At 70.8% G+C, this 24,375-nt stretch carries 10 protein-coding genes (1 of these 10 only partly in view); 8 read left to right on the top strand and 2 right to left on the bottom strand.

The window, feature by feature from the left end:
* Positions 1-10: 10 nt before the first annotated feature.
* Positions 11-805 (bottom strand): tyrosine-protein phosphatase, encoded by a 795-nt coding sequence (locus AAIB33_RS12000; protein WP_345800189.1) that lies wholly within the window; start codon positions 803-805, stop codon positions 11-13.
* A gap of 223 nt (positions 806-1,028) precedes the next feature.
* Positions 1,029-2,384 (bottom strand): aspartate--tRNA(Asn) ligase, encoded by a 1,356-nt coding sequence (gene aspS, locus AAIB33_RS11995; protein ID WP_345800188.1) that lies wholly within the window; start codon positions 2,382-2,384, stop codon positions 1,029-1,031.
* Positions 2,385-2,483: 99 nt separating this feature from the next.
* Between aspS and AAIB33_RS11990 the strand changes: the two genes are divergently transcribed.
* The 8 genes from AAIB33_RS11990 to AAIB33_RS11955 form a co-directional block, all read left to right on the top strand.
* Positions 2,484-3,146: a DedA family protein gene (locus tag AAIB33_RS11990; protein WP_345800187.1), complete on the top strand. Its 663-nt coding sequence runs from the start codon at positions 2,484-2,486 to the stop codon at positions 3,144-3,146.
* Complete coding sequence (locus AAIB33_RS11985) at positions 3,077-3,595, top strand: DUF6264 family protein (protein ID WP_345800186.1); 519 nt, start codon at positions 3,077-3,079, stop codon at positions 3,593-3,595. The genes AAIB33_RS11990 and AAIB33_RS11985 overlap by 70 nt, the downstream gene beginning before the upstream one ends.
* 43 nt (positions 3,596-3,638) lie before the next feature.
* Positions 3,639-4,268, top strand: coding sequence for a histidine phosphatase family protein (locus AAIB33_RS11980; RefSeq protein ID WP_345800185.1), 630 nt, complete (start codon positions 3,639-3,641; stop codon positions 4,266-4,268).
* Positions 4,265-4,870 (top strand): TlpA disulfide reductase family protein, encoded by a 606-nt coding sequence (locus AAIB33_RS11975; RefSeq protein WP_345800184.1) that lies wholly within the window; start codon positions 4,265-4,267, stop codon positions 4,868-4,870. Before AAIB33_RS11980 ends, AAIB33_RS11975 begins: the two co-directional genes overlap by 4 nt.
* Positions 4,867-5,688: a cytochrome c biogenesis protein CcdA gene (locus AAIB33_RS11970; protein ID WP_345800183.1), complete on the top strand. Its 822-nt coding sequence runs from the start codon at positions 4,867-4,869 to the stop codon at positions 5,686-5,688. Before AAIB33_RS11975 ends, AAIB33_RS11970 begins: the two co-directional genes overlap by 4 nt.
* Positions 5,669-7,381, top strand: a complete 1,713-nt coding sequence (locus AAIB33_RS11965; protein ID WP_345800182.1) for a cytochrome c biogenesis protein ResB — start codon at positions 5,669-5,671, stop codon at positions 7,379-7,381. The genes AAIB33_RS11970 and AAIB33_RS11965 overlap by 20 nt, the downstream gene beginning before the upstream one ends.
* Positions 7,382-7,426: 45 nt before the next feature.
* The gene (gene ccsB, locus AAIB33_RS11960; protein ID WP_345800181.1) at positions 7,427-8,485 is read left to right on the top strand and encodes a c-type cytochrome biogenesis protein CcsB; all 1,059 of its coding nucleotides are present in this window, start codon (positions 7,427-7,429) and stop codon (positions 8,483-8,485) included.
* A 297-nt stretch (positions 8,486-8,782) separates the two neighbouring features.
* A protein-coding gene (locus AAIB33_RS11955) for a carbohydrate-binding protein (RefSeq protein WP_345800180.1) crosses the window boundary here: on the top strand, positions 8,783-24,375 show its 5' end (the start). Its footprint extends 16,459 nt past the window's final position; 15,593 of the gene's 32,052 nt are visible here — the first part of the coding sequence; its start codon is at positions 8,783-8,785; its stop codon lies beyond the right edge, outside the window.

The raw sequence follows: 24,375 nt of genomic DNA, 5'->3' as shown, positions 1-24,375 counted from the left end.
GCTCGACGCGTCAGCCGGCGAGGCGGGCGCGAAGCGCCCCGAGCTCCTCACCCGTCAGCCCGCCCGACTGGAGGTACGCGGCGGCGTCGCCGTGCTCGGCATCCACCCAATCCAGCGCCCGCTCGATCTCGGGCGCGGGGGAGCCTGCGACGAGCGTCTGCAATGCGGGAGTCAGCGGGATGCCGAGCTGGGTGAGCATCGCGTACATGCCCTCGGCCCACGCCCCGGCGAGATTCGCGGCCGATGCCGCGTAGTCGGCGACGACCGCGCTGCGCTCGGCGCCGGCCGCGCGGAGGAGGAGCGCTGTGGCGACACCCGTGCGGTCCTTGCCGGCGGTGCAGTGCACGAGGACGGCGGTCGGCTCCTCGTCGGTGCTCGCCGCGACGAGGCGAGCCGTCGTCGCGAAGGCCTCGGCGCCGTGCTGCAGCATCCCGAGGTACAGGTCGCCGAGCGTGGGGAGCTGATTCATGGCCGCCACGACGGCGGCGGGGTCGGGTTCGTCGCCCGAGGTGCGCTGCGCGGCGTCGCCCGCGAGCCGGCCGATGGCGCCTTCGAGGAGGGGCAGCTCGACGAGCTGGACAGAGCGTGTCGCCGGCAGCCGGTCGGGTGCGAGCTGCCGCTCCTCGGGGGTTCGGAAGTCCACGACGACGCCGATCTGCGTGTCGGCGAACGCCTCGACCCCGGCCGGGGTGAGCGCGCTGAGCGCGTCGGAGCGGAAGAGCACGCCCGAGCGCGTCTTGCCCCCGCCCTCGAGGGCGATGCCGCCCGTGTCGCGGAAATTGTGCAGGCCTTCGATCGTCGTCACGGGCCCACCCTAGGGGCGTCATCCCGTGCCGAACTCCGGCTGTGTGTGACGCGAGTGCTCTCAACGGGCCTGAACGGCGGCGTGTCGCACCACACAGCCGGAGTTCGGCACGCCTCCGAGTGCGCGGAGGTGCTGAGCATCTTCAGCGCGTCCGGGGAGCGAATGCACACGCACGGAGCCCCGTGAACGCCGAGGCGCTCACGGGGCTCCGTCGCGATGGTGCTTACGGCGCGAGGCGCGTCGGTCCGCGGAACAGGTAGGTGACCTCGCGGATCGAGTCCTGCCCGAGGAGGAGCATCAGCACGCGGGCGAGACCCATGCCGAAGCCGCCGTGGGGCGGGGCGCCGTAGCGGAAGAAGTCGAAGTAGAAGTCGAGGTGCTCCGGCTCGAGACCCTTCTCCCTCGCCTGCTCGATCAGCACGTCGACACGGTGCTCGCGCTGCGCGCCCGTCGTGATCTCGACGCCGTTGAAGAGCAGGTCGTAGCTCTTGGTGAGCCCGGTCTCCTCGTCGCGCATGTGGTAGAACGCGCGGATCTCGGGGTGGTAGTCGGTGACGAAGACGAACTGGTGACCGTAGGTCTCGAGAACGTGCGCCGCGATCTGGCGCTCGCCCTCGGGGTCGAGGTCGCCGTCGGTGCGGGGGATGTCGTAGCCGCGAGCCTTCACGATGTCCCGAGCCTCGGCGAGGGGGATGCGCGGGAACGGGATGCTGGGCACCTGCACCTCGAGGCCGAAGAGCTCCTCGATCTCGGCGCCGTGCTTGTCCTTGACGGCCTGGAACGCGGACTGCAGGAGCTCCTCCTGCATCCTTGCGACGTCCTCGTGGGAGTCGATCCAGCTGATCTCCGCATCCACCGACGTGAACTCGGTCGCGTGGCGGCTCGTGAACGAGGGGTCGGCGCGGAAGGCCGGGGCGATCTCGAAGATCTTGCCGAAGCCGGCCACCTGGGCCATCTGCTTGAAGAACTGCGGCGACTGCGCGAGGTACGCCGTCTTCTCCTCGAAGTACGGAACCTCGAACAGCTCGGCGTTGGACTCCGACGCGCTCGCCATGAGCTTGGGGGAGTGCACCTCGATGTAGTCGCGCTCGATCCAGTACGTGCGGAAGGCGTGCTCGAGCGTCGTCTGCACGCGGAAGACGAGGTTGTTGCGACGCTGCCGCAGGTCGAGGAAGCGCCAGTCCATGCGCTTGTCGAGGCCCGAGTCGGCTGCGATGGGCGTCTCGGGGAGCGCGGCCGCGGCGATGTCGAGCGTGCCGATCTTGATCTCGACGCCGCCGAGCTTCACGCGCTCGTCGTGCTTGAGCTCGCCCCGCACTGTCAGGAAGGTGCCCGTCGACAGGTTGGAGATCGTGTCGGTCAGGGCGAGGGCCCCCGCGTCCTGTGCTTCGACAGGCTCAGCAGCCGTGGGGTCGGACGGCCGTGTCGCCGGGTTGACCAGCTGCACGGCACCCGTCTCGTCACGGAGGATGACGAACTGCACCTTCTTCTGATCGCGGACGGTCTCGACCCATCCGGAGACGGTCACGGGACCGTCGGCAAGACCCTGCAGCTGCTGGACGAGAACGCGTTCACTCACGAGGGACCATCCTAGCTTCGAGCCGATTCACCGCCTTTCGTCATGCCGCCGTAACCCGCGCACAGGTTCCCGTCACCTGGGTTGCCTAGCGTCGAACGCATGACGACGGCTACCGATGGCTCCTGGCTCACCGCGATCGTCGACTGGTCGGTCTCGCTCATGGAGGTCATCGGCCCCGCCGGCGCGGGCCTCGCGATCGCGCTCGAGAACGTCTTTCCGCCTCTTCCGAGCGAGGTCATCCTGCCGATGGCGGGGCTGACCGCTAGCCGCGGCACGTTCACGCTCGTCGAGGCGCTCTTCTGGACGACCGCGGGCTCCATCGTCGGCGCGCTCCTCCTGTACGGCCTCGGAAGGTGGCTCGGCGCGGACCGGCTGCGGGCCGCGGCCGCGCGGATCCCCCTCCTGCATCCCGAAGACATCGACCGCACCGTCGCGTGGTTCGAGCGGCACGGCGGGAAGGCGGTCTTCTTCGGCCGCATGGTGCCTCTCTTCCGCAGTCTCATCTCGATCCCGGCGGGGGTCACGCGCATGCCGATCTGGAGATTCGGCCTGCTCACGGCGGCGGGCAGCCTCGTCTGGAACACGGTGTTCGTGCTCGCGGGCTTCCTCCTGGGCGAGCAGTGGCACGTCGTCGAGACGTACGCGGACGTGCTGCAGTACATCGTCGTGGCGGCGGTCGGGATCGGCGTCGCGTGGTTCCTTTATGCGCGCACCAGGGCGCTCATGCGTCGCCGCGGCGACGCTTCTCCCGCCAACGACTGACACAGGAGCCGCGGCATCCCTATGATGTGGCCGTGACGACGCCCCCGCCGTACCCCGGTTATGCCGCCCAGCCGCCCGTCTACGGCGCCGTCCCGCCGGGCAGGAGACCGCGCCAGCCCGTGCAGGTGTGGGACGTCGTGCTCACGATCGTGTTCCTCGTCGGCCTCGTCGTCTATGCGCTCTTCGCCTCGATCGCCGGCGCATTCCTGGCCATGGCGTCCGACCCCTGCGGCGCGGTCACCTGCAACACCGACCTCATCGGGACGGGTGTGCTCATCGGGATGGTCGGCCCCTGGCTCGTGCTCATCGCCGCCGCCACGATCTCGATCATCTTCATGGTCAAGCGCAAGCTCGCCTTCTATCTGCCGCTGCTCGGCGCGGTCGGCGTGACCGGGGTGCTCATCATCGCCTTCTTCGTCGCCGCAGCCGGGGTCCCGACCGCAGGCTAGGCGCTCAGCCCGTCCACAGAACCTGCCGCCGTAGACTGGAGGCGTGCCCGCCGACCGCCTTCATCTCGTGCGTCATGGGGAGGTCGACAATCCTCGCCGTGTGCTCTACGGCCGGCTCCCCGGCTATGGACTGAGCGCCGACGGGCGCCACATGGCGCAGCAGGCCGCCGACTACGTGGGCCGGCTCACCCGGCCCGTCACGGGCCTCGTCTGCTCGCCGCTGCAGCGCACGCGCGAGTCCGCCGAGCCCTTCGCCGCGAGGTTCGCGCTCGAGCCGGTCATCGACGAGCGCGTCATCGAGCCGACCAACGTCTTCGAGGGCCGCCGCATGAACCGCGCGCTGCTCAACCCCGGCAACTGGCGCCACCTCGCGCAGCCCGCCGTGCCGAGCTGGGGCGAGCCGTACGTGCAGGTCATCGCGCGGATGGATGCCGCGATGAGGGATGCCTGGAACTCGGTCGAGTCCGGCGACGTCGTCATCGTCTCGCACCAGCTGCCCATCTGGGTGACGCACCTGCACGTCATGGACCTGCCGTCGCGGCATGACCCGCGCCGCCGCCGCTGCGCCCTCTCGAGCGTCACGAGCTTCGACCTGCGCGACGACCGCTGGGTCGAGGTCGGGTATGCCGAGCCCGCATCCACTGCGGGCGCCGTCGATGTGGGGGCCGTGTGACCCGGACGCTCGGCCGCTCCGCGGCATCCCTCCTCGCGATCGCCGCGCTCGTCGGCGGACTCGCCGCGTGCTCGAGCGACCCGCTCGCCGAGCAGTATCGAGCCGGCGACAACAAGGGCTTCATCGCGGGCGACTCCCGGGTCGTGGAGATCCCGGCCGCCGAACGCGACAAGCCTGTGTCGTTCACGGGGCAGACGGAGAAGGGGCAGACCGCCAGCAGCGCGGACTACGCCGGCAAGGTGCTCGTGGTGAACTTCTGGTACGCCGCCTGCGGCCCGTGCCGCGCCGAGGCGCCCCTCCTCGAGGAGGCCGCGTCGAGCTTCGACGGGCAGGACGTCTCGTTCCTCGGCATCAACACGAGCGACTCGGCCGACGCCGCCGCGGCGTTCGCCGACAAGTACTCCGTGACCTACCCGAGCCTGCTCGCCGCCGAGGACGGGGCCATCAAGCTCGCCTTCGCCGAGCGCACGCCGATCAACGCGACGCCCACGACGCTCGTGCTCGACAAGGAGGGTCGCGTCGCCGCGCGCATCATCGGGCAGCTGCTGGATGCCTCGATCCTCGAGACGCTCGTGCGCGACGCGCTGGCGGAGAAGTCGTGAGCATCGAGGCCGTCATGGCGGCCGGCGCCCTCTGGGTGGCGCTGCCCATCGCCCTGCTCGCGGGCCTGCTGTCGTTCCTCTCGCCGTGCGTCCTGCCGCTCGTGCCGGGATACCTCGGCTTCATCGGCGGGGCCGTGCAGCCCCGGCCGCGCGCCGGAATCAGGAATAAGCGGGCACATCAGGACGAATCTGGAGCATCCATCCTGATCTCGGCGCGAACGCCTGACTCCGAGACGCCGACGAAGTCCCGGCTGCTGGGCGGAGTGCTCCTCTTCATCGCGGGCTTCACCGTCGTCTTCATGGCCGTCACGATCCTCGGCGGCACGCTCGGACAGTTCTTCCTCGCCTACAACGAGGTCATCACGCGCATCCTCGGGGTCGTCGTCATCCTCCTCGGTCTCGTCTTCATCGGCGTCTTCGGCTTCGCGCAGAAGACCGTGCACCCGCAGATCCAGGGCAACCTCGGGCTCATCGGGGCTCCGCTCCTCGGCATCGCGCTCGGGATCGGCTGGACCCCGTGCATCGGCCCCACCCTTGCGGCGATCCTCTCGGTCTCGTGGAACCTCGGCGACCCCGGCCGCGCGGCGCTCCTCGGCCTCGCGTACTCGCTGGGGCTCGGCATCCCGTTCGTCCTGATCACGCTCGGATTCGGGTGGGCGACACGATCCGTCGCGTTCCTCCGCCGCCACATCCGCGCCGTCAACATCATCGGCGGCGTGCTGCTGATCGCCCTCGGCGTGCTCATGGTCACGGGCGTGTGGAGCGCCCTCATGGCCCAGCTTCAGGGGGTGTTCTCGAGTGTCCCCCTCCCCCTCTGACGCGTCGACAGGGCTCGACACGGGCGCAGATCCGCTGCGTCCCTCCGACCACGCCGACGGCGTGGCGGACGACATCGTCCAGCCCAAGCTCGGACCCGTCGGCTGGCTGCGCTGGGGCTGGCGCCAGCTCACCTCGATGCGCACGGCTCTCGTGCTGCTCCTGCTCCTCGCGATCGCGGCCGTGCCCGGCTCGATCGTGCCGCAGCGCAGCGCCGACCCGAACGGCGTGACGCAGTACTTCGCCGACAACCCCGACCTCGCGCCGATCCTCGACAAGCTGCAGCTCTTCGACGTCTACACGTCGGCGTGGTTCTCGGCGATCTACATCCTGCTGTTCGTGTCGCTCATCGGGTGCGTCATCCCGCGCACGAAGCATCACTGGAAGGCGCTGCGCGCGCGTCCGCCGCGGACCCCCGCCCGCCTCAGCCGCCTCGACGACCACCGTGAGACGCTCGTCGAGCTCTCGCCTTCAGACGAAGAGGATGCCTCGGCCGCGGCATCCCGAGCCATCGAGCTCGCGGGGGACCAGCTCAAGAAGGCGGGCTACCGGGTCGAGCGATACGACACGGCCAAGGCGCTCTCCGTCTCGGCGGAGCGCGGCTACCTGCGGGAGACGGGCAACCTCGTCTTCCACTCCGCGCTCGTGGGCGTGCTGCTCGCGGTCGGCATCGGCGGCGGGCTCACCTACACGGGCCAGACGGTCATCATCGAGGGCCGCACGTTCGTCAACACGATGCTCGACTACTCGTCGTTCAACCCCGGCCGGTTCGTCGACGAGGAGCGGCTGACGCCCTATTCGCTGACGCTCGACAAGTTCTCGGTGAGCTACGTTCCCGAGGGCGAGCAGGGGTCGGGCCAGGCGGGGGACTTCGTGGCGCACCTCACGACGCAGCTCGCCGGCGGAAAGGCCGAGACGGGCGACGTGCGTGTCAACCACCCGCTGCAGATCGCGGGCGACCGGGTCTACCTCATGGGCAACGGGTACGCGCCGCACATCACGATCCGCAACGCGTCGGGCGACGTCGTCTACGACGAATCGGTGCCGTTCCTGCCGCAGGACACGCACATGACCTCGCTCGGCGTCGTGAAGGTTCCGGACGGGATGCCCGAGCAGCTCGGCATGGTCGGCTTCTTCTATCCGACGCAGGTGAAGATGACGTCGGGCGCGTTCACATCGGCCTACCCCGACCTCATCAACCCGGTGCTGACGCTCAACGTCTATGAGGGCGACCTCGGCATCGACGACGGCACTCCGCGCTCGGTGTACACGCTGGACCCGACCGGCATGACGCAGCTGACCGGCGGCAAGACGGGCGTCGCGTCGATCGAGCTCGCGCCCGGGGAGACGCAGGACCTGCCGAACGGGCTCGGCACGATCACGCTCGCGAACGAGTCGCCCGCGGGCGCTCAAGGGTACGAGGGCTCGGTGCAGCGCTTCGTGTCGCTGTCGGTGCATCGCGACGTGGCGGCGCCGTGGGTCCTCGGCTTCGCGATCCTCGCCCTCGCGGGGCTCGTCACGGCGCTGTTCGTGCCGCGGCGTCGCATGTGGATCAAGGTCACGCCCTCCGGGCACACGCTGCGCCTCGAGTACGCGGGTCTCGCCCGCGGCGAGGATCCGACCCTCGCGGCGGCCGTCGACCAGCTCGCGCAGAAGCACGGCGACGCCCTCGACGCCGCTCTGAAGACCCGCTGATCCGGCGGGGATGGCCCTGAGAACCCGCGACGTAGACTGGAAGCCATGCCCGAAACGCTGACCCTCGACTCGGTGTCCGTGCTCCTCGTGTGGACGGCGATCGCGGTGTACGCCCTCGCGTTCATCGCGTACACGATCGACCTCGCGCGCCGCGGTGTGCAGGCGGCGGATGCTCAGGATGCCGCCTCCCAGCGCGAGCGCCAGCTCGTCGGCGCCGGGGTCGGCGCGGCCGGTTCGGCCGAGGCATCCATCGGCGAGACGGTGTCGGGGATGAGGTCCCAGCAGGCGGCCGCCGAAGCGGCGCTCGAGGCTCCTGTCGGCAAGCGGGAGCGGCTCGTCTGGGCCCGCATCGGGACGTCGCTCACGGTGCTCGCGTTCCTCTTCCACCTCGGCGGTGCGCTCACGCGCGGCATCGCCGCAGGGCGCGTCCCGTGGTCGAACATGTACGAGTTCGCCCTCACCGGGACGCTCCTCATCGTCGCCGTCTACCTCGTCGTGCTTTTCCGCTACGACCTGCGGTTCCTCGGTGCCCTGATCACGGGCATGGTCGTGCTGCTGCTCGGTGCGTCGACGCTCGCGTTCTACGTGCAGATCACCCCGCTCGCCGATCCGCTCAAGTCGGTCTGGCTCGTCATCCACGTCTTCGTCGCGTCGCTCGCAACAGCCTTGTTCGCCCTGGCCTTCGGACTCTCGGTGCTGCAGCTCATGCAGGCCCGTCGTGAGCGGAAGATCGCCGCGGCAGATGCCGTCACCGCGAAGCAGGGGCCGCGGTTCCTGCGCACGCTGCCGGGCTCCGAGGCGCTCGAGTCGCTCGCCTACCGGTTCGCCATCATCGGGTTCATCTTCTGGACCTTCACCCTCATCGCCGGGTCGATCTGGGCGAACGACGCGTGGGGCCGCTACTGGGGCTTCGACACGAAGGAAGTCTGGACCTTCGTCATCTGGGTGCTCTACGCGGGTTACATCCACGCCCGCGCGACGCGCGGGTGGCGGGGGAGCCGCTCGGCGTGGCTGTCGATCATCGGCTTCTCCGCGGTCATGTTCAACTTCACGATCGTCAACATGTTCTTCAAGGGCCTGCACGTCTACAGCGGCCTCAGCTGATCCGCGTCTTTCCGCGGCGACACGCCGCGTCATTCCGCCGCGAGAGCGTTTCATGCCGTACCGGGTATGCGCTCTTTCCCGACACTTTTTCGGGACACGTCTTGACGGGCCGTTCGCGCCGGGTCTAGCTTGCCCACCGGACGTCCTGACTTTCCGGATTCGGGGAACGGGACGATCCGACTGGGGAACGCTGGGGTTCTGGGAGGCACCGCTTGCGGTGTGAACGTCAGCGCTGACGTCCGTTTTCGGGGACAGGCGCGGGTTATGGCTGGGGATGCCGCAGAGCAGGGGCGCTCGATGAGCGCGTCGTTCCGCGCGCTCGCCTTGACCACCGCCATCACGCTCGGCATCGGCTTGAGCGCCCCGGCATCCATGGGCGTCGTCGTCCTCAGCCCGGTGGCGACACCGGCCGGCGTGGCGGCGACGGATGTGCCCGTCTCGACCCAGGGCGCTGCAGACACCGCCGCGACCGACGAGGTCGTCGGTGAGCCCGCCTACCTGAGCGTGCGGCCGTTCGACGTCACGACCGATCCCGCCGTCGCGCCGACGGATCAGCCCGCCGCACCCGCCGCGGACGCCCCGGCCCCTGCGCCTGATCCGGCTCCCGCGCCCGCCCCGGCCCCTGCGCCTGATTCGGCCCCCGCGCCCGACCCGGCCCCTGCGCCGGCCGACCCCGCGCCTGCCCCTGTCGACGCGCCTCCGGCGGCGACCGACCCCGCACCCGCGGCGACGGATCCCGCTCCCGCGGCGGTCGACCCCGCCGCTGCCGCCACCGACCCCGCCGCGGTCGACCCCGCTGCCGCACCTGCGCCCGTCGCACCGGCCCCGTGGATCATCGCGATGTCGGGCACGGCGGCGGCCCTCGTGTTCAACGGCGACGGCACCGTGACGTTCCAGGGAGTGACGCGCTCGCTCTCGGAGATCTCCGAGATCCGCGTCACCGGCACGGGCGGCGACGACACGTTCACGATCGACTTCCGCGGCACCGACCCCGGCATCACGATCGGCTTCGACGGGGGCGCCGGCTTCGACACCCTGGTGACGAACAACGGCCCGGGCGGGCTGAGCTCGAACCCGATCGACGGGTCGTCGGGCACGATGACGTTCGGCGGCACGACGGTCCAGTACGCGGGCATCGAGCCCATCACGAACACGGGCAGCGCGGGCAACACGACGTTCGCGCTCTCGAGCGGCAACGACGACGCCGTGCTCGAGGTGGACCCGGGCAATGCGCTCCTGCTGCGCCTGCGCAGCCTCAACGCCTCGTTCGAGGCGACGAGCTTCTCGGCACCCACCACCACCGGGACCACGCTGAACATCTCGGGCGGCGATGGCGACGACAAGCTCACGATCATGGGCTCGATCAACATCGGGCTCGCCGCGTTCATCGCCGCGTTCGAGCGGATCATCGTGCAGGGCGCGACGATCACAGCGGGATCGGTCACGCTCAACGCGGCGCAGAGCAACACCTCAGGCATCCCGCTCACGCTCGATGACTGCACGACGGACTTCGACCTCGGCGACTGCTTCGACCACGATGCGACCGCCGAGGTCATCGTCGACGGCGGCACGATCAACGCCGGCGACGTGACGCTCACGGCGAATGCCGGCGTCACACCCGACACCTCTGCCGCCACGGCCTACGCCGTGCTCGTCAACTCGACCGCGACGGTCGACGTGCGGGGTGCGTCGCACGTGAACGCGACCGGGAACTTCACGGCCACCGCGACCTCGACGGTCGGGCCCTTCACGCTCAACAAGGACTACGGCGACGCCGGGATCATCCACTCGACCGCGACCGCGACGATCAGCGACTCGACGGTGCTCGACGTGGACGGAGCCGCGACGATCACGGCGACCTCGGCGGTCACCGCGAGCGCGCTCCCCGGCTCGAACGCCTCCAAGCAGCAGTCCGGACCGAACAACTACGACGCGGCGGTCGCGATCCTGACGGTCTGGTCGAACGTCGTCGGCAAGGTCACCGACACGGCGCGCGCGATCATCGGCGGCGCCCTCGGCATCACCGGCACGAACACGGCGACGCTCACCGGGATCGGCGATGCGAAGAACGCCGCGAGCGGCGCGGGTGTCGCGGTGGTGTACCTGCAGCAGAACACCGAGGCCGCGATCGACTCGACCGACGCGACCGGGTCGACGGCCGCATCCGTCGAGATCCTCGCGAACCAGACCTCGACCGTCACCGCCACGGCCAACGCGGGCAAGGACGGCGCGACGCAGAACAACAAGGGCGCGAACAGCGCGAACCGCGGCAACGGTCAGGCGTCGACGAGCGACGGCCCGATCGACGTCGCCGGTGCCATCGGCGTCGCTGTGCTCGACAACGACACGAAGGCCCACATCACCGGAGCCAAGGTCACCACGACCGGCGCCCAGACCGTCACGTCCAACGCGAAGAACACCGTGATCGCGGGCGGCGACGGCGGCACGACCGACGGCTCGGGCGGCACGGGCACCTTCGGGCTCGCCATCGGCGTCGGTCTCATCATCGTCGATCTGCTCACCGAGGCCTTCGCGCAGAACGCCACGATCAGCGCTCCGGGCGGCTTCACGGCGAGCGCCGCCGACCCCGCCGCGGGCGACTCGAGCTACACCGCCACTGCTGTGTCGGGCAAGAAGGGCTCCGGTCAGGTGTCGATCGCCGGCTCCCTCGCCCTGGTGAAGAAGGATGCCCGCACCTCGGCGCAGCTCCGCGGCACCGGCGCGTACGGAAGCAGCGCCGTCACCGTCAGCGCGCGCGGCAGCCACACGAGCACGGCGAACGCATCGGCCAAGCAGACCGGCGGCGCGGCCGTCGGCGCAGGCGCGTCGGTCGCCCTGAGCCTCATCACGACGAAGGTCGAAGCCGGCATCGCCACCGGCGCCGCGCCCACCCTGATCGCCACGTTCACCGCGACGGCGTCGGGTGCCGACGACGCGACCACCACGACGACGGGCGGCGCAGACGGCGGCACGAACGCCTCGCTGACGGGCGTCGCGAGCATCGCGATCCACAACGTCTCGACGATCGCGAGCATCCTCGCAGGCGCCGCGCTCACGATCGGCGGCGCGATCACGATGACCGCCGACCAGGTCGCCAAGGCGACGACGTCCGCGACCGGCGCGGTGACGGCAGCCGCCGGCTCGACGCTCGGTGCCGCGATCGCATTCGCCCTCACGTCCGCCGACCACGAATCGTCCTCGACGATCGACCGGGCCGTCACGGCCGGGGGAGCCGTCGCGCTCACGGCCGACGGCGTCTCGACGACGTCGACGACGGCGGAAGCGAGCTCCGCGGGCGCCCCCGGCGAGGCGGGCAACAGCGGCAAGGACACGACGGGCAAGGACGCCAACACGAAGTCGAACGACAAGCTCGGCAACGCGTCGGGCCGCACGACCGGCGGCGCGGGCGGCGGGTCGACGACGCCGAAGGCGCAGAACGAGGACGGCACGAGCGTCAGCGTCGCCGCCGCCATCGCCTTCAACCTCGTGAAGTCCGTCACGGTCGCCATGCTCAGCGACGGCGCGTCGCTCGTCACGACGGGCGCGGCGTCCTTCACGACGCACAACAACACGGATGCCTCCGCCAGCGCGAAGGGCACCGCGACCAACTCGAGCACGGTCGGCATCGGCGCGGCCCTCGCCGTCAACAAGGTGCGGCTCATCAACCAGGCCGGCGTCGGCGTCGCGGCCTCGCTCCAGGCGGCGGGTCTCACGCTCAGTGCGACGGTCAAGCCCGTCGCGGCGGACGACACCCACACCTTCAGCGCGACCGCCGAGGCGGGAGCGACGGATGCCAGCGGCACGATCGGCGTCGCCGGCGCCTTCGCCCTCAACATCGTCGAAGAGGACACCCGTGCCGCCATCGAGGGCAGCCAGCTCCCCGGTCCGATCGGCGGGCCCACCCCGGGCGTGGCGATCGTCGGCGGTGGAGCGGTCAGCATGACGGCGGGTTCGAAGAGCACCGACAAGGCCTCTGCCAAGGCGACCCAGTCCGGTGACGCGACGATCGGTCTCGGAGCATCCCTCGCCCTCAACCTTCCGACGCATCGCGTCTACGCGGGTGTCTCGCAGGTCGCCGACCCGACACGCGGCCCCCCGCTCACGGGAGCCGGAGCACTGTCCATCACGGCCACGCACGATGTGACGCTCACGACGGAAGCCGAAGCCGGTGGCGCTTCGGGCACCGTCACGATCGTCCCCGCAGTCGCCATCGTCGTCGCCTCCATCCACACTCAGGCTTCGCTCGGCGGGAGCACCGTAACGCTCACCGCCTCGAGCATCACCGCCGCTGCCACCCAGCACGTCTCCGCCTCCACGACCGCGAAGGGCTCGACGGTCGCCGGAAGCACAGCCGGAATCGGCGTCTCGCTCGCCCTGGCCGTTCTCGACGACATCGTCGCCGAAGCCGCCTCTGCTCGCAGCATCACCGCCACCGGTGCCGTCTCGTTCACCGCCCACCAGCGCGTCGACGTCGAGACGAAGGCCGAAGCCGCCACGAAGGGCGCCGACCCGCACGAGGGCAAGAGCGGCGGGGGCAAGGACGTCAACCAGAAGGCCGACGCCAACCTGGGCAAGGCCAACGAGACCAAGCAGCAGAACGCCGGCGGCGGATCGTCGACCTCGTCGACGCCGAAGGCCGCGTCCAACGACAACGGCGGCAGCAGCCTCTCGATCGCCGGCGCCATCGCGATCAACGTCGTGGCCAGCACCGTCCGGGCGTTCTTCGCCGACGGCATCGCGGTCAGCGCCGGCGGGGTCGTCACGCTCGAGGCACGGGGCGACACGGATGCCTCGGCCGAGGCCTCCGGGGATTCCGCGACGGACGGCTCCGTGGGGGTCGGAGCCGGCGTCGCGGTTCAGAAGGTCGACATCGTCGTCCGCGCGAAGACAGGTGTGACGACCATCATGGCGACGGGTCTCACAGTCATCGCCGGGATGCTCGGCGGCGACGAGAACGACGTCGTGCGTCGCTGGGACGGCACCAAGTGGCAGATCGTCGAGTCGGGCAAGCAGCTGCCCGGTCCGTCGAAGGACGACCTGTACTTCGTGAAGACCAACGGCGGCACGGGCGGCGACGACGGCCTGTACAAGTTCGACGGCTCGAACTGGAACATCGACACCAACGTGAGCCTCGAGGGCACCGTGGACGAGCTGCCCGCGAGTGCGACGAACGGCAAGTACTACCTGCTCCAGGCCGAGAAGGACGGTCACCCGGCCGGCAGCGTCTGGAAGCGCGACAGCGGAAACTGGGTCTTCGTCACGAAGTTCACCGTCAACGAGAAGTCCGAGCTTCCGAAGGACGAGATCGAGGAGGACAGCTGGTTCCAGCTGACCGAGGCCGACGGCGCGAACGCGGCAGGGTTCTACAAGCGCAACGACCAGCACCAGTGGATCCTGCAGGGCTCGGCGACCGTCGCGGACGGCGACGAGTTCCCGGCCTCGCCCGCCACCGACGACCTCTTCCGCCTCTTCGAGCACGAGGTGACCTCGACGGCCCGGGCCGGTGCGAGCAAGGCGACGAGCGTCGGCGTCGCGGGCGCCCTCGCCATCAACATCCTCGACAACACGACCGAGGCCCTCGTCACGGCGGGCGCCGTCGTCACGCTCACCTCGGCTGCCGCGACTGTCAGGGCTCACAGCAACGAACGCGACGCCGCGAACGCCACGAGCCGCGCCTCGGTGGGTTCGGCCACCGGAGTGGGGGCATCCTTCGCCCTCCAGGTCATCGACGGCAGCGACGTGCGCGCCGAGGTCGAGGACAACGCGGCCCTCACCGGCGGCACCGGTCTCGCGATCTCGGCGATCGGCTTCCGCGACCTCAGCACGAAGGCGGAAGGCGGAACGGAGGGCGGCACGGCCGTCACTCCGGTCGTCGCTCTCGTCGTGAGCGTCGACGACGACGTCACGGCCCGCCTCGGTACGGGCCCCGCCTCCGTCGGAACCGGCGCCATCTCGGTCGCGGCGACGCACACGCTGTGGGTCAAGACCGAGGGCAAGGCGGATGCCGCGGGCAAGAGCACCGCGGTCGGCGTCGACCTCGCGATCAACGCCGTCGTCGGCTGGGACACCCTCGCCGAGATCGCGCGCGACGCGCAGGGCACGTCGGTCGATGTGCTCGCCACCTCGGAGGCGCGCACGGAGGCTCGCTCCGTCGCCAGCGCGAAGGGCGCCGAGGAGTCCGACTCGAGCGGTGACTCCAAGTCGACCGAGCAGGTCAACGGCTCGAACAACCCGAACACGCAGGGCACTAAGGGCGCGACGAGCGGGATGCCGACCTCCAACGGCGGCACCAACGGCTCGAACGGCGCCAACGGAGCGAACGACGCCCAGTCCGGCCAGTCCGGCACATCCGGCTCGCAGGGCAGCAGCACGACGGCCGTCGCGGCGGCGGTCGGCGTCAACTGGCTCGTCGCCACCTCGACGGCCCGCATCACGGGCGTGCACGTCACGGCAACCACGGGCGCCGTCACGGTGCGCTCGACCCTCCTCCTCGAGGCGTACTCGTTCGGCGTCGGATCGGCCATCGACCTCGACTCCAGCGGCACCAAGGTCGGCGCGACGATCGGGCTGAATGTCCAGGACGCGCACAACACCGCGACGATCGGCGCCGGCGCGCACGTCAAGGGCCAGACCGGCATCACCGTCGCCGCGGGTCTGCCCGACGGAGCGCGCAACGACTTCATCGTCTGGTCGTTCGCGGCCGGCGGCGGCAAGAGCACCTCGGTCGCGGGCAGCGCCGCCGTGCAGGTGCTCCTCCTCACGACCGAAGCGAGCGTCGGCGCCGGCGCCGACCTCGAGGCCCCCGCGGGCGACATCAGCGTCACGGCCGACCAGTCGATCGGCCTCCAGAACCTCGCCATCTCGGGCGCGCTCTCGACGAGCTCCGGCTCGGCCATCGGCGGCGCATTCCTCGTCAACTACCTCGAGGTGAACACGAAGGCGTGGATCGCCTCCGCGGTTGCCACGCCGACCGCGGTGGACGCCTCCGGCGCCCTCTCCGTCACGGCGAAGAGCACCCTCGTGCCGCTCGTGCCGAAGGTGCCGAAGCCGCTCGACGGCAAGATCGACTGGCTGTCGCTCACCAACGTCGCGATCGCGGGCGCCGCCAGCAGCGGCGGCGGAGCAGCCGTCACGGGCGCTTTCAGCGTCAACATCCTCAACTTCTCGACGCGCGCCTGGATCGGCGACGGCGCGCTCGTGAACCAGACCGGCGCGGTCGGAACGTCCGGGCAGAACGTCACCGTCCGCGCCGAGGACAGCATCGAGGTCATCGACGTCGGCGGCACGCTGGCCCTGAGCAAGAGCTCGGCCGGCGTCGGCATCACTGTCGTCGTCGAGGTCTCGAACTCCGATGTCCGCGCGTGGATCGGCGACAGCGCCGCGGTGCGCGCCGGCGGGTCGGTCGACGTCGAGGCGATCTCGGCCGAGGACTGGTTCGCCCTCGCAGTGGCAGGCGCCGCCAGCGCAGGCTCCGTGGCCGCGACCGGCTCGGTACTCGTGGTCGTCGCCAACCAGGGGGGCTCGAACCCGCAGGTGCTCGCGCAGATCGGCGACTCGCTCGTCGACGCGCTGGCCGACATCACGGTGCACGCCAAGAAGACCACCGACGCCAAGCTCTCGAGCGGAAACCTGTCGGTGTCGACGAGCGGCGCCGGGGTCGGAGCATCCGTCACCGTCGTGGTCCGCACCAACACCGTCGCCGCCCGCATCCTCGACGGCGCGGACGTGCGGGCGCGCGACGATCTTACCGTCCACGCCGAGCAGACTGGCGACTACCTGCTGCTCGCGGTCGGCGGCGCGGGCGGGCAGTCGGCGGGCGTCGGCGGGTCGGTCACCGTGACGGTGCTGACCGACACGACCACCGCCGCGATCGGCGACTCCGTGCGCGTCAACTGCGTCGGCGCCGCATGCACCAACTCCGGCCCGACCCTCACGCAGGACGTCGTCGTGCAGGCATCCGACCAGCTCACCTCGCTCTCCCTCGCGGGCGTCCTGGCTGTCGGCGGCACGGCCGGTGTGGGTGTCGGCGTCGACGTCCCCGTCGTCAACACGACGACGGCGGCTTCCATCGGCGCGTCCTCACAGGTGCGCGCCAACGGCGACATCGTCGTGCAGGCCTCGTCGATCGACGACCTTAAGTCGATCTCCGTGGGCGGTGGCGGTGGCGGCACGGCTGCCGTGAACGTGAACGTGACGGTGCCCGTCATCACGATCATCACGACGGCGACAGTGGGCTCCTCGGCCGACCTGCGCGCGAACGGCAACGTCATCGTCTCGGCCGACTCGGCGCTGACCCTCTTCACGATCGCCGGCAACATCTCGGTCGCGGGCACGGCCGCGGTCGGAGCCGGTGTCGCGGTGCCGGTCGTCACCAAGACGACGAGCGCCACGATCGGCGCGAACGCGCGTGTCACGGGCCTCGCCCAGGCCGGCCACATCTCGCACTCCTCGGTCAACGCCGGCAGCTACGCGACGACCGGCACCGACACGCGGTTCGACCCGCGCGGCACCCAAGGTGGCTGGCCGACACCGTTCCCGGGACCCCAGAGCCCGTTCGACGGCAAGGGACTCCAGGCCGACGGGACGACGATCAACCTCGGCTACAACCACGGCTTCAAGTCCGGGCAGCAGGTCATCTACGACGCGGGCGGCGGCGCGCCGATCACGGGTCTCACCGACGGTGCGACGTACTTCGTCATCCCCGTCTCGGCGACGGCCATCCAGCTCTGCCTCAAGCGCGGACCCCCGCTCACCCCGGGCTCCGACGAGTTCTCGTGCGAACCCGGCTTCCTGGTGACGGGCCTCACCCTTCCCGCCGGCAAGATCATGGGCGAGAACCAGCGGTTCGTGCCGACGACCGAGCCCGGAGTCTCCTCCGACGTCTCGCCGCGATTCACGGCGGAGCGCGCCGTGAGCGTCGCCGGTGACTACCTCGTCCTTCCCTACGTCCTCTTCGAGGACGACGGGACCACCCCCATGACCCTCCACAACGGAGACCCGGTCATCTACAGCGCAGGCGGCGGCACCCCGATCGGCGGGCTCGTCGACGGCGCGACGTACTACTTCTTCACGACGAACCCGGCGTCGGACGTCGACCTGAGCCACGTGCAGCTCGTGCGCACGAAGTGCGAGGCGACGGGCAAGAAGGACGACTGCAACACCCCGGCCGACATCGCGCGCGGCACCCCGATCGACTTCACGTCGACCGGCAGCGGGCGCTCGCACAGCCTCGTGCCGTCGGGCATGCTCCCCGCGGGTCCCGGCTCGGAGGTCGGTCCGCAGGTGATCCTGCCGCCGGTGCGCCCCGGATTCGGCGGCGTCGCGGTCGCGGCATCCAACAGCGACTACCTCGGCTCGATCGGCATCGCGGCGGGCGGCGCCGGCACGGCGGCCGTGAGCCTCTCCGGCTCCGTCGCGGTCGTCACGGTCAACACCACGGCGACGATCGGCTCCGGCGCGAAGATCAACTGCGCCGACGGCGACGCCGCGTGCGCGGCCAACAGCGGCTCGGCCGACGGCAGCCAGTCGGTGCTCGTCTCGGCCGTGAACAGCTTCCGGACCCTCGGGATCGCAGCATCCATCGCGGTGGGCGGCACGGCAGGCGTCGGAGCCTCGGTCGCCGTCCGGGTCGTCGAGCTCCACACCGACGCATCGATCGCCGACAACGCCATCGTCAACGCGAAGAACAACATCGAGGTGCGGGCCGACGCGACCGACTCCGTCATCTCGGTCAACGCGGCGGCGGGCGGCGGGACCGTCGGCGTCGCCGGCACGGTGGGCGTCTCGATCATCAAGGAGTTCACGAACGCCTTCACCGGCACCGGCGTGACCCTGCGGGCCGACAACAACATCGGCGTCTTCGCGAACTCGGTGTCCAAGCTCATCCTCATCACGGCCTCGATCGCCGCCGGCTACGTCGGCGTCGGCGTCGGCGTCGGGGTGGCGATCATCGAGAAGACGACGAAGGCTTACCTCGGCCAGAGCAACACGGTCGTCGTGAAGGCGCAGGGCGGCGGACTCTCCGGCGTCTCGAACGGCACCATCGCCGCCGATGCCTTCCCGACCGTCGTCTTCCACGGCCTGGTCGTGCAGTCGCAGTCGAACGAGAAGCTCTTCGGACTCGTCGCCGGCGTGGGCGCGGGCTTCGTCGGGGTCACCGCGAACGTCGGGGTCAACGTCTTCACCGTCACGACGCGGGCGTACATCGACCTCGGCACGACCGTGAACCGCGACGACAAGGGCACCGTCACGACCGCGGACGACACCATCCTCACCGGCGTGGACGACGCGCAGGGCGTGTCGGTCACGGCGAGCGACCGGTTCGACTCGATCACCTTCGCCGGCGGCGTCGCGGGCGGCTTCGTCGGCGCCTCGGGCGGCATCGACATCGGCGTCGCGTCGATCACGGTCAACGCGTACCTCGCCGTCGGCACCGACATCTGGGCGATGGACGACGTCGCCGTCAACGCGCTCGGCGTCAAGAACGTGCAGTCGTACGCGGTCTCGATCGGCGGCGGGTTCGTCGGCGCGGCTGGCGCCGTCTCGGTCTGGTCGATCGGCACGGCACCCACGGCCTCGTACTCGACCGACTCGCACGGGCCCAACCGCGGCGCGTGGAGCGGCACGCAGACCTACGCCGCCGGCGACGTGGTGACGTACGGCGGCCAGACCTGGATCGCCAAGGTGAGCAGCACCGGCGTTCAGCCCGGCACCGACGCCGCGAAGTGGCAGCAGGATCAGCCGCAGACCGCGACCGACGGCGACGGCGGCACCGACGGCCAGCACCAGGCGGACCAGGTCGCCTCGGGGAACGGCAGCGACGCTCCGGCCCCGGCGTGGAGCTCGGGCGCCTCCTACAGCAAGGGCGACTACGTCACCTACAACGGCGTCAAGTACCAGGCGACGACCGACCTCGTCGCCGGCAAGCCCGCGCCGACGGCCGGCGACGACTCCGACGGCGACGGGAACGACGACTGGTACGCCGTGAAGGACGGCTGGAAGTCGGCGCTCGACGGCGCCCCGACCGACCAGTCCAACGCCTTCGTCCTGGGCGCCGCCTACGCGGCGGGGGCCTACGTCACCTTCGGCGGCCACCACTACCGCGCCAAGGTCGCGATCGCCTCCGCCGGGTCGAACCCGACCATCGACACAGCGCGGTGGGCGAACGCCGACAACGACTACCGCTTCCGCGTCTCGAGCGGGGCCGCGGCATCCGACACCAAGGTCAACGGCTCCTACGCCGGGACGACCCCGACGCAGAACCAGTTCACGCAGCCCGCTCCGCCCTCGGGTGTCAGCTCGGGCATCTACGGCACCGTCCACGCCCAGCTCGGCGGAGTGGCCGTCACGGCACGCGACGACCTCGACGTCTTCGTGCTCGCGGGCGCGGTGGCCGGCGGGGCGGGTGCGATCGGCGCGGGCATCGCGATCCTGACCGTCGCGGGCAATGTGGATGCCGGCATCTTCAGCGGCGCGAAGGTCTCTGCCGGTGCGGGCGGCGTCAGCGTCGTCGCCGACCTCGACGAGGACATCCTGGTCATCGCGGTGACCGGCGCGGTCGGAATCGTCGCGGTCGCCGGTCAGATCCTCGTGCTCACCGACTCGAGCGCCGCCAAGGCGCACATCGACACCGGCGCGTCGCTCCCGCGGGCGACGGGCGGGGTCACGGTGTCGGCCGACTCCGACAAGACCGTCGCGGGCTACGCGGTCGGCATCACGATCGCCGCGGGCGGCGCCGGCGCCGCGATCTCCGTCATCGAGGTCTCGGGCGACACGCTCGCCACGATCGGCGCCGTCGCAATCGGCAACGGCTCGCCGATGGGGCCGGTCACCGTCACCGCGACCGACCACTTCACCCCGACGGCGTGGGCCATCGGCGTCGTGGGCGGCATCGTCGTCGGCATCAGCGGCGTCGTCGCGGTCATCGAGTACTCGGGCCTCACACGCGCCGCGTCGCTCGCGACCTTCTCCGGCACGGTCGGCGCCGTCACGATCCGGGCCGTCGGAGACCGCGCCACGCTCGCCGCCCAGACCGTCAACGTCGCGACGGGCGCCGCAGCGATCGGCTTCACGGTCAACATCGCGACGATCTCCCGCCACACCGAGTCCGAGCTCGGCGGATCGCTCAGCTCGTCCGGTGCCGTGCTCGTCGAATCGGACGCGAGGAACGTCGTCGTCGCCGACACCCCGGGCATCGCGATCGGCGTCGCCGCCATCTCGGCCATGATCCCGATCGCCACGGTCTCGGGTCACACGACGGCGACCATCAGCGGCACGGTCTCGGGCTCCATGAGCGTCACCGTCCACGCGATCGCCGAGAACCGCGCCAACGCGCACGTGCTCGTCATCGGCATCTCGGGCGCCGGCGTCAACGTCGCCTTCGCTCAGGCGACGATCGCCGACGGGGCCGACATCACGGCCGCCGTCACGTCCGCGGCATCGCTCCAGTCGAGCGGCGCGGTCAACGTCAAGGCCGAGATGAAGGGCGCGAACCAGCGCAACGAGGCGATCGCCAACGGTGCGAACGTCGCGGCGGCCCTCTTCGCCTCCGCCGCCGTCTTCGCGGCGCAGGCCCACGTCGGCGGCGGGCTGCGGGCGCACCTCGACGGCAGCGTGACGGGCTCGTCCTCCGTCACGGTCAGCGCGATCGGCAAGAACTACGCCACGTCCGACCTCGTCGTCGTGGCGGCAGCCGGACTCGGGGGCATCGCGGTCAGCATCGCGGATGCCGAGATCACGGCCGCCGCCGTCACCGAGGCGACGTCGTCGGACGCGAACGACAACCAGCAGATCAGCTCGAGCGGTGCCATCTCGTTCACCGCGAACTCGACCAACACCGCGATCACCAACACCGGAATGGGCGCCGGGGGAGCGCTCTTCGGCGCGGCGGTCTCGGTGCCCACGGCGCTCGTCGCCGGCGCGACGACCGCGAGCGTCGAGGGCAACCTCACGTCGGGGGTCGGGGGCGTCACGATCTCGGCGACGAGCGCCAACAGTGCGACGACTTCCGTCATCATCGTCTCGATCGGCGGGATCGGCTCGGCAGCCCTCAACTGGGCCGAGGCGCTCATCACGTCGGCGGCCGCCACGAACGCCCTGGTCCTGTCGAACTCGTCGGTCAGCGCCCCCGGTGGCGCGGTGCTCGTGACCGCGACGTCGGCGAACACCTCGAGCGCCACGACGACGGCCGTCGGAGCCGGCATCGGCCTGAGCCTCAGCGTCCAGATCAGCAAGGCCACCGCGAACGGCGGGACCACGGCGTCGTTCGACGGCGACATCCCGTCGACGGCCACGAAGACGGCATCCCTCACGGTCCAGGTGCGGGCGCGCAACCAGGCCACGACCGAGGTGAACGTCGTGACGGTCTCGGCCGGCCTGGCAGGCACGGGCGTCAAGGCCGACGCGACGGCGGGCGGAAACGCCGATGCCGAGATCGGCGCCAACGCCTCCGTCACCGTCTCCGGCGCCGTATCGATCGACGCGCAGCTCACGAGCGCGAACGGCCACCAGAACTACGCACTCGCCAACGTCCACGGCGGCTCGCTCGGCGGCATCAGCGCCGGCATCGTGACCGCGAGCGCCACGGTGAGCGGCTCAGTGCGCGCCAAGCTCAACGGCGCCGTCGCCGGCTCCGGCTCCATCACGATCAACGCCGATGCGACGATGGATGCCGACGCCACGAGCTCGTTCTTCGGCATCGGCGGGCTGGCCATCTCGGGCTCCGAGACGCTCGCCCTCGTCTCGGGCGACACGATCGCGGGCGGCGACGCGGGCACCGCGGCGACCGGCGGCGCGTTCGTCGTGACGTCCGACTCCACGTACAACTCCGACGCCACCTCCGACGGCCCGACGGTGGGCCTCCTCACCGTCGACGTGAAGCTGCCGAGCGCGACCGTCAGCGGGAACACGAAGGCGAACTACCTCGGCCAGGTCACGAGCGGCACGTCGGCCTCGGCCACCGCGAACTCGCACAACACCGCGACGGCGGACGCCTCCAAGATCATCGCGGTCGGCATCGTCGCCGTCTCGGTCGCCTACGCCCTCGCCGTCGTCAGCTCGTCGACGGAGGCCGCCCTCGGCGGAGCGACGGTCAGCGGCACCGTGACGATCAGCGCCACCTCCGACGACGACGCGAGCGCGGAGGCCGGCGGCGCCTCGGCGGGTGCGCTCGGCGTCAAGCTGCTGCAGCCCGACGCCCGCTCGCAGGGATCCACGCGCGCCTTCGTCGGCACGGGCAAGACCGTCTCGGGCAGCTCGCTCTCGATCACGGCCATCGCGACACCGGATGCGACCGCGACGGCCCACATGGTCGGGCTCGCCGCCGTCGCGGACATCCTGATCACCAACCCGAAGGCGACGGTCTCGGGCACCACCGAGGCCTACATCGGCTCGAATGAGACCGTCTCGATGGGCGCCGGCAGTGTCACGATCAGTGCGACGCGCACCGCCAATGCCAACGCGACGGCCACGGCCGTCCAGGTCTCGCCCATCTCGATCTCGGGCGTCACGCTCGAGGCGACGACGACCGGCACGATCGCCACGCACATCGACGACCAGGCGAACATCACCGCCGGATCGGTGTCGATGACGGCGGGCGGCTCGAGCACGCCGGTCACGTCGAGCACCAACGTCGGCGTCTCGCTCTTCGGCGGCTCGCTCGTCTTCATGCACACGACCGACTCGACGACGGTCATCAGCCGCGTCGGCCCGCCTGAGGGCACTCCGGCGGCGAACGCAGCCGACCCGACCACGGTGACCACGTCGGGCGCGGGCGGCATCTCGATCACGACCGACTACACGGCGCACGTCTTCGCCGACGCCGTCGCGGCGGGCTTCGGCGTGCTCGCGGCCGGCTCGTACACGCAGAGCACCGCCACCGCGACGCCGACGATCGACGTGTACCTCGGCGACCGTGCCGAGCTGCACGCGAACGGCGGCGGCAGTGTGCTGATGGATGCCGCGGCCGTCGCCACCGCCATCGCGGACGCCGTCGGGTTCAACGCCTCGGTGGGCTTCGCGGTCGGACAGATCACGACGACGGCCGACCTGCGCCCGACCGTGCGCGCCCGCACCCTCGGCAACGGTGCGCTCAGCGGCCAGTCGGTCACGGTCCGCGCCCGCATCAACACGGACGCCTCCGGCACCGCGATCCGGCCCACGTACACCTACAACTCGATCCTCGGCGACAACTCGCCCACGGTCGTCGCTCCGGCGTTCGCGCGTGCGTCTCTCGGCGGCGCTGCCCTCATCGGCGGAGCCTCGGGCGCGACGGCCATGGCGACGAACTCGCCCATCGTCAAGGCATCCATCGGGTCCGGCACCTCCACCTCCGCGAACGGGGCGCTGAACGTCACCGCGCTGTCGCTGGGCGACTCGCAGGTCGACGGCTACGCGCTCGCGGCGGGTCTCGGCGCAGGCGTCGGTCTCGTGAGCGGCACGGCGACGAGCGGCGGCACCGTCAACGCCGAGTTCAACGGCACGTCGGGCGCGATCGGAAGCGCCACCATCCAGAGCATCGTGTCGGCGAAGGCCCTCACCGAGGGTCGCGGCTTCAGCGGAGCGCTCGGCTTCGCGCTCTCGGTCGGATCGCAGACCGCGACGGTGTCGCCGAACGTCCGCACCCTCGTCGGCGGCAACCTCGTCGCGAGCGGCAAGGTCACGGCCCTCAGCGACGTCCGCACTCAGGCGGTCGCGACCTACCGGGCGCTCACGCTCGCGGCCTTCGCCGCCGCCGGTACCGCGACCGTCACGGCCGCCGACTCGAGCGACATCCGCACCGCGGTCGTCGGCACGGGTCTCGCGAAGAGCACGGGCAACGGCGTCTCGATCCTCGCGTGGCACAACTTCGACGGCACGAAGTTCCTCTCCGACAACCTCGTCGACGCGTCGGT

It is taken from the genome of Microbacterium sp. AZCO, from assembly GCF_039614715.1.
Classification (GTDB): domain Bacteria; phylum Actinomycetota; class Actinomycetes; order Actinomycetales; family Microbacteriaceae; genus Microbacterium.
Note: the sequence above shows the minus strand (reverse complement) of the source record. Positions and strands in the feature narration are given on the sequence as shown.

Excerpts from the sequence above, each read along its gene's own strand:
- AAIB33_RS11990 (WP_345800187.1), top strand. The coding sequence starts at position 2,484 with ATGACGACGGCTACCGATGGCTCCTGGCTCACCGCGATCGTCGACTGG.
- ccsB (WP_345800181.1), top strand. The coding sequence starts at position 7,427 with ATGCCCGAAACGCTGACCCTCGACTCGGTGTCCGTGCTCCTCGTGTGG.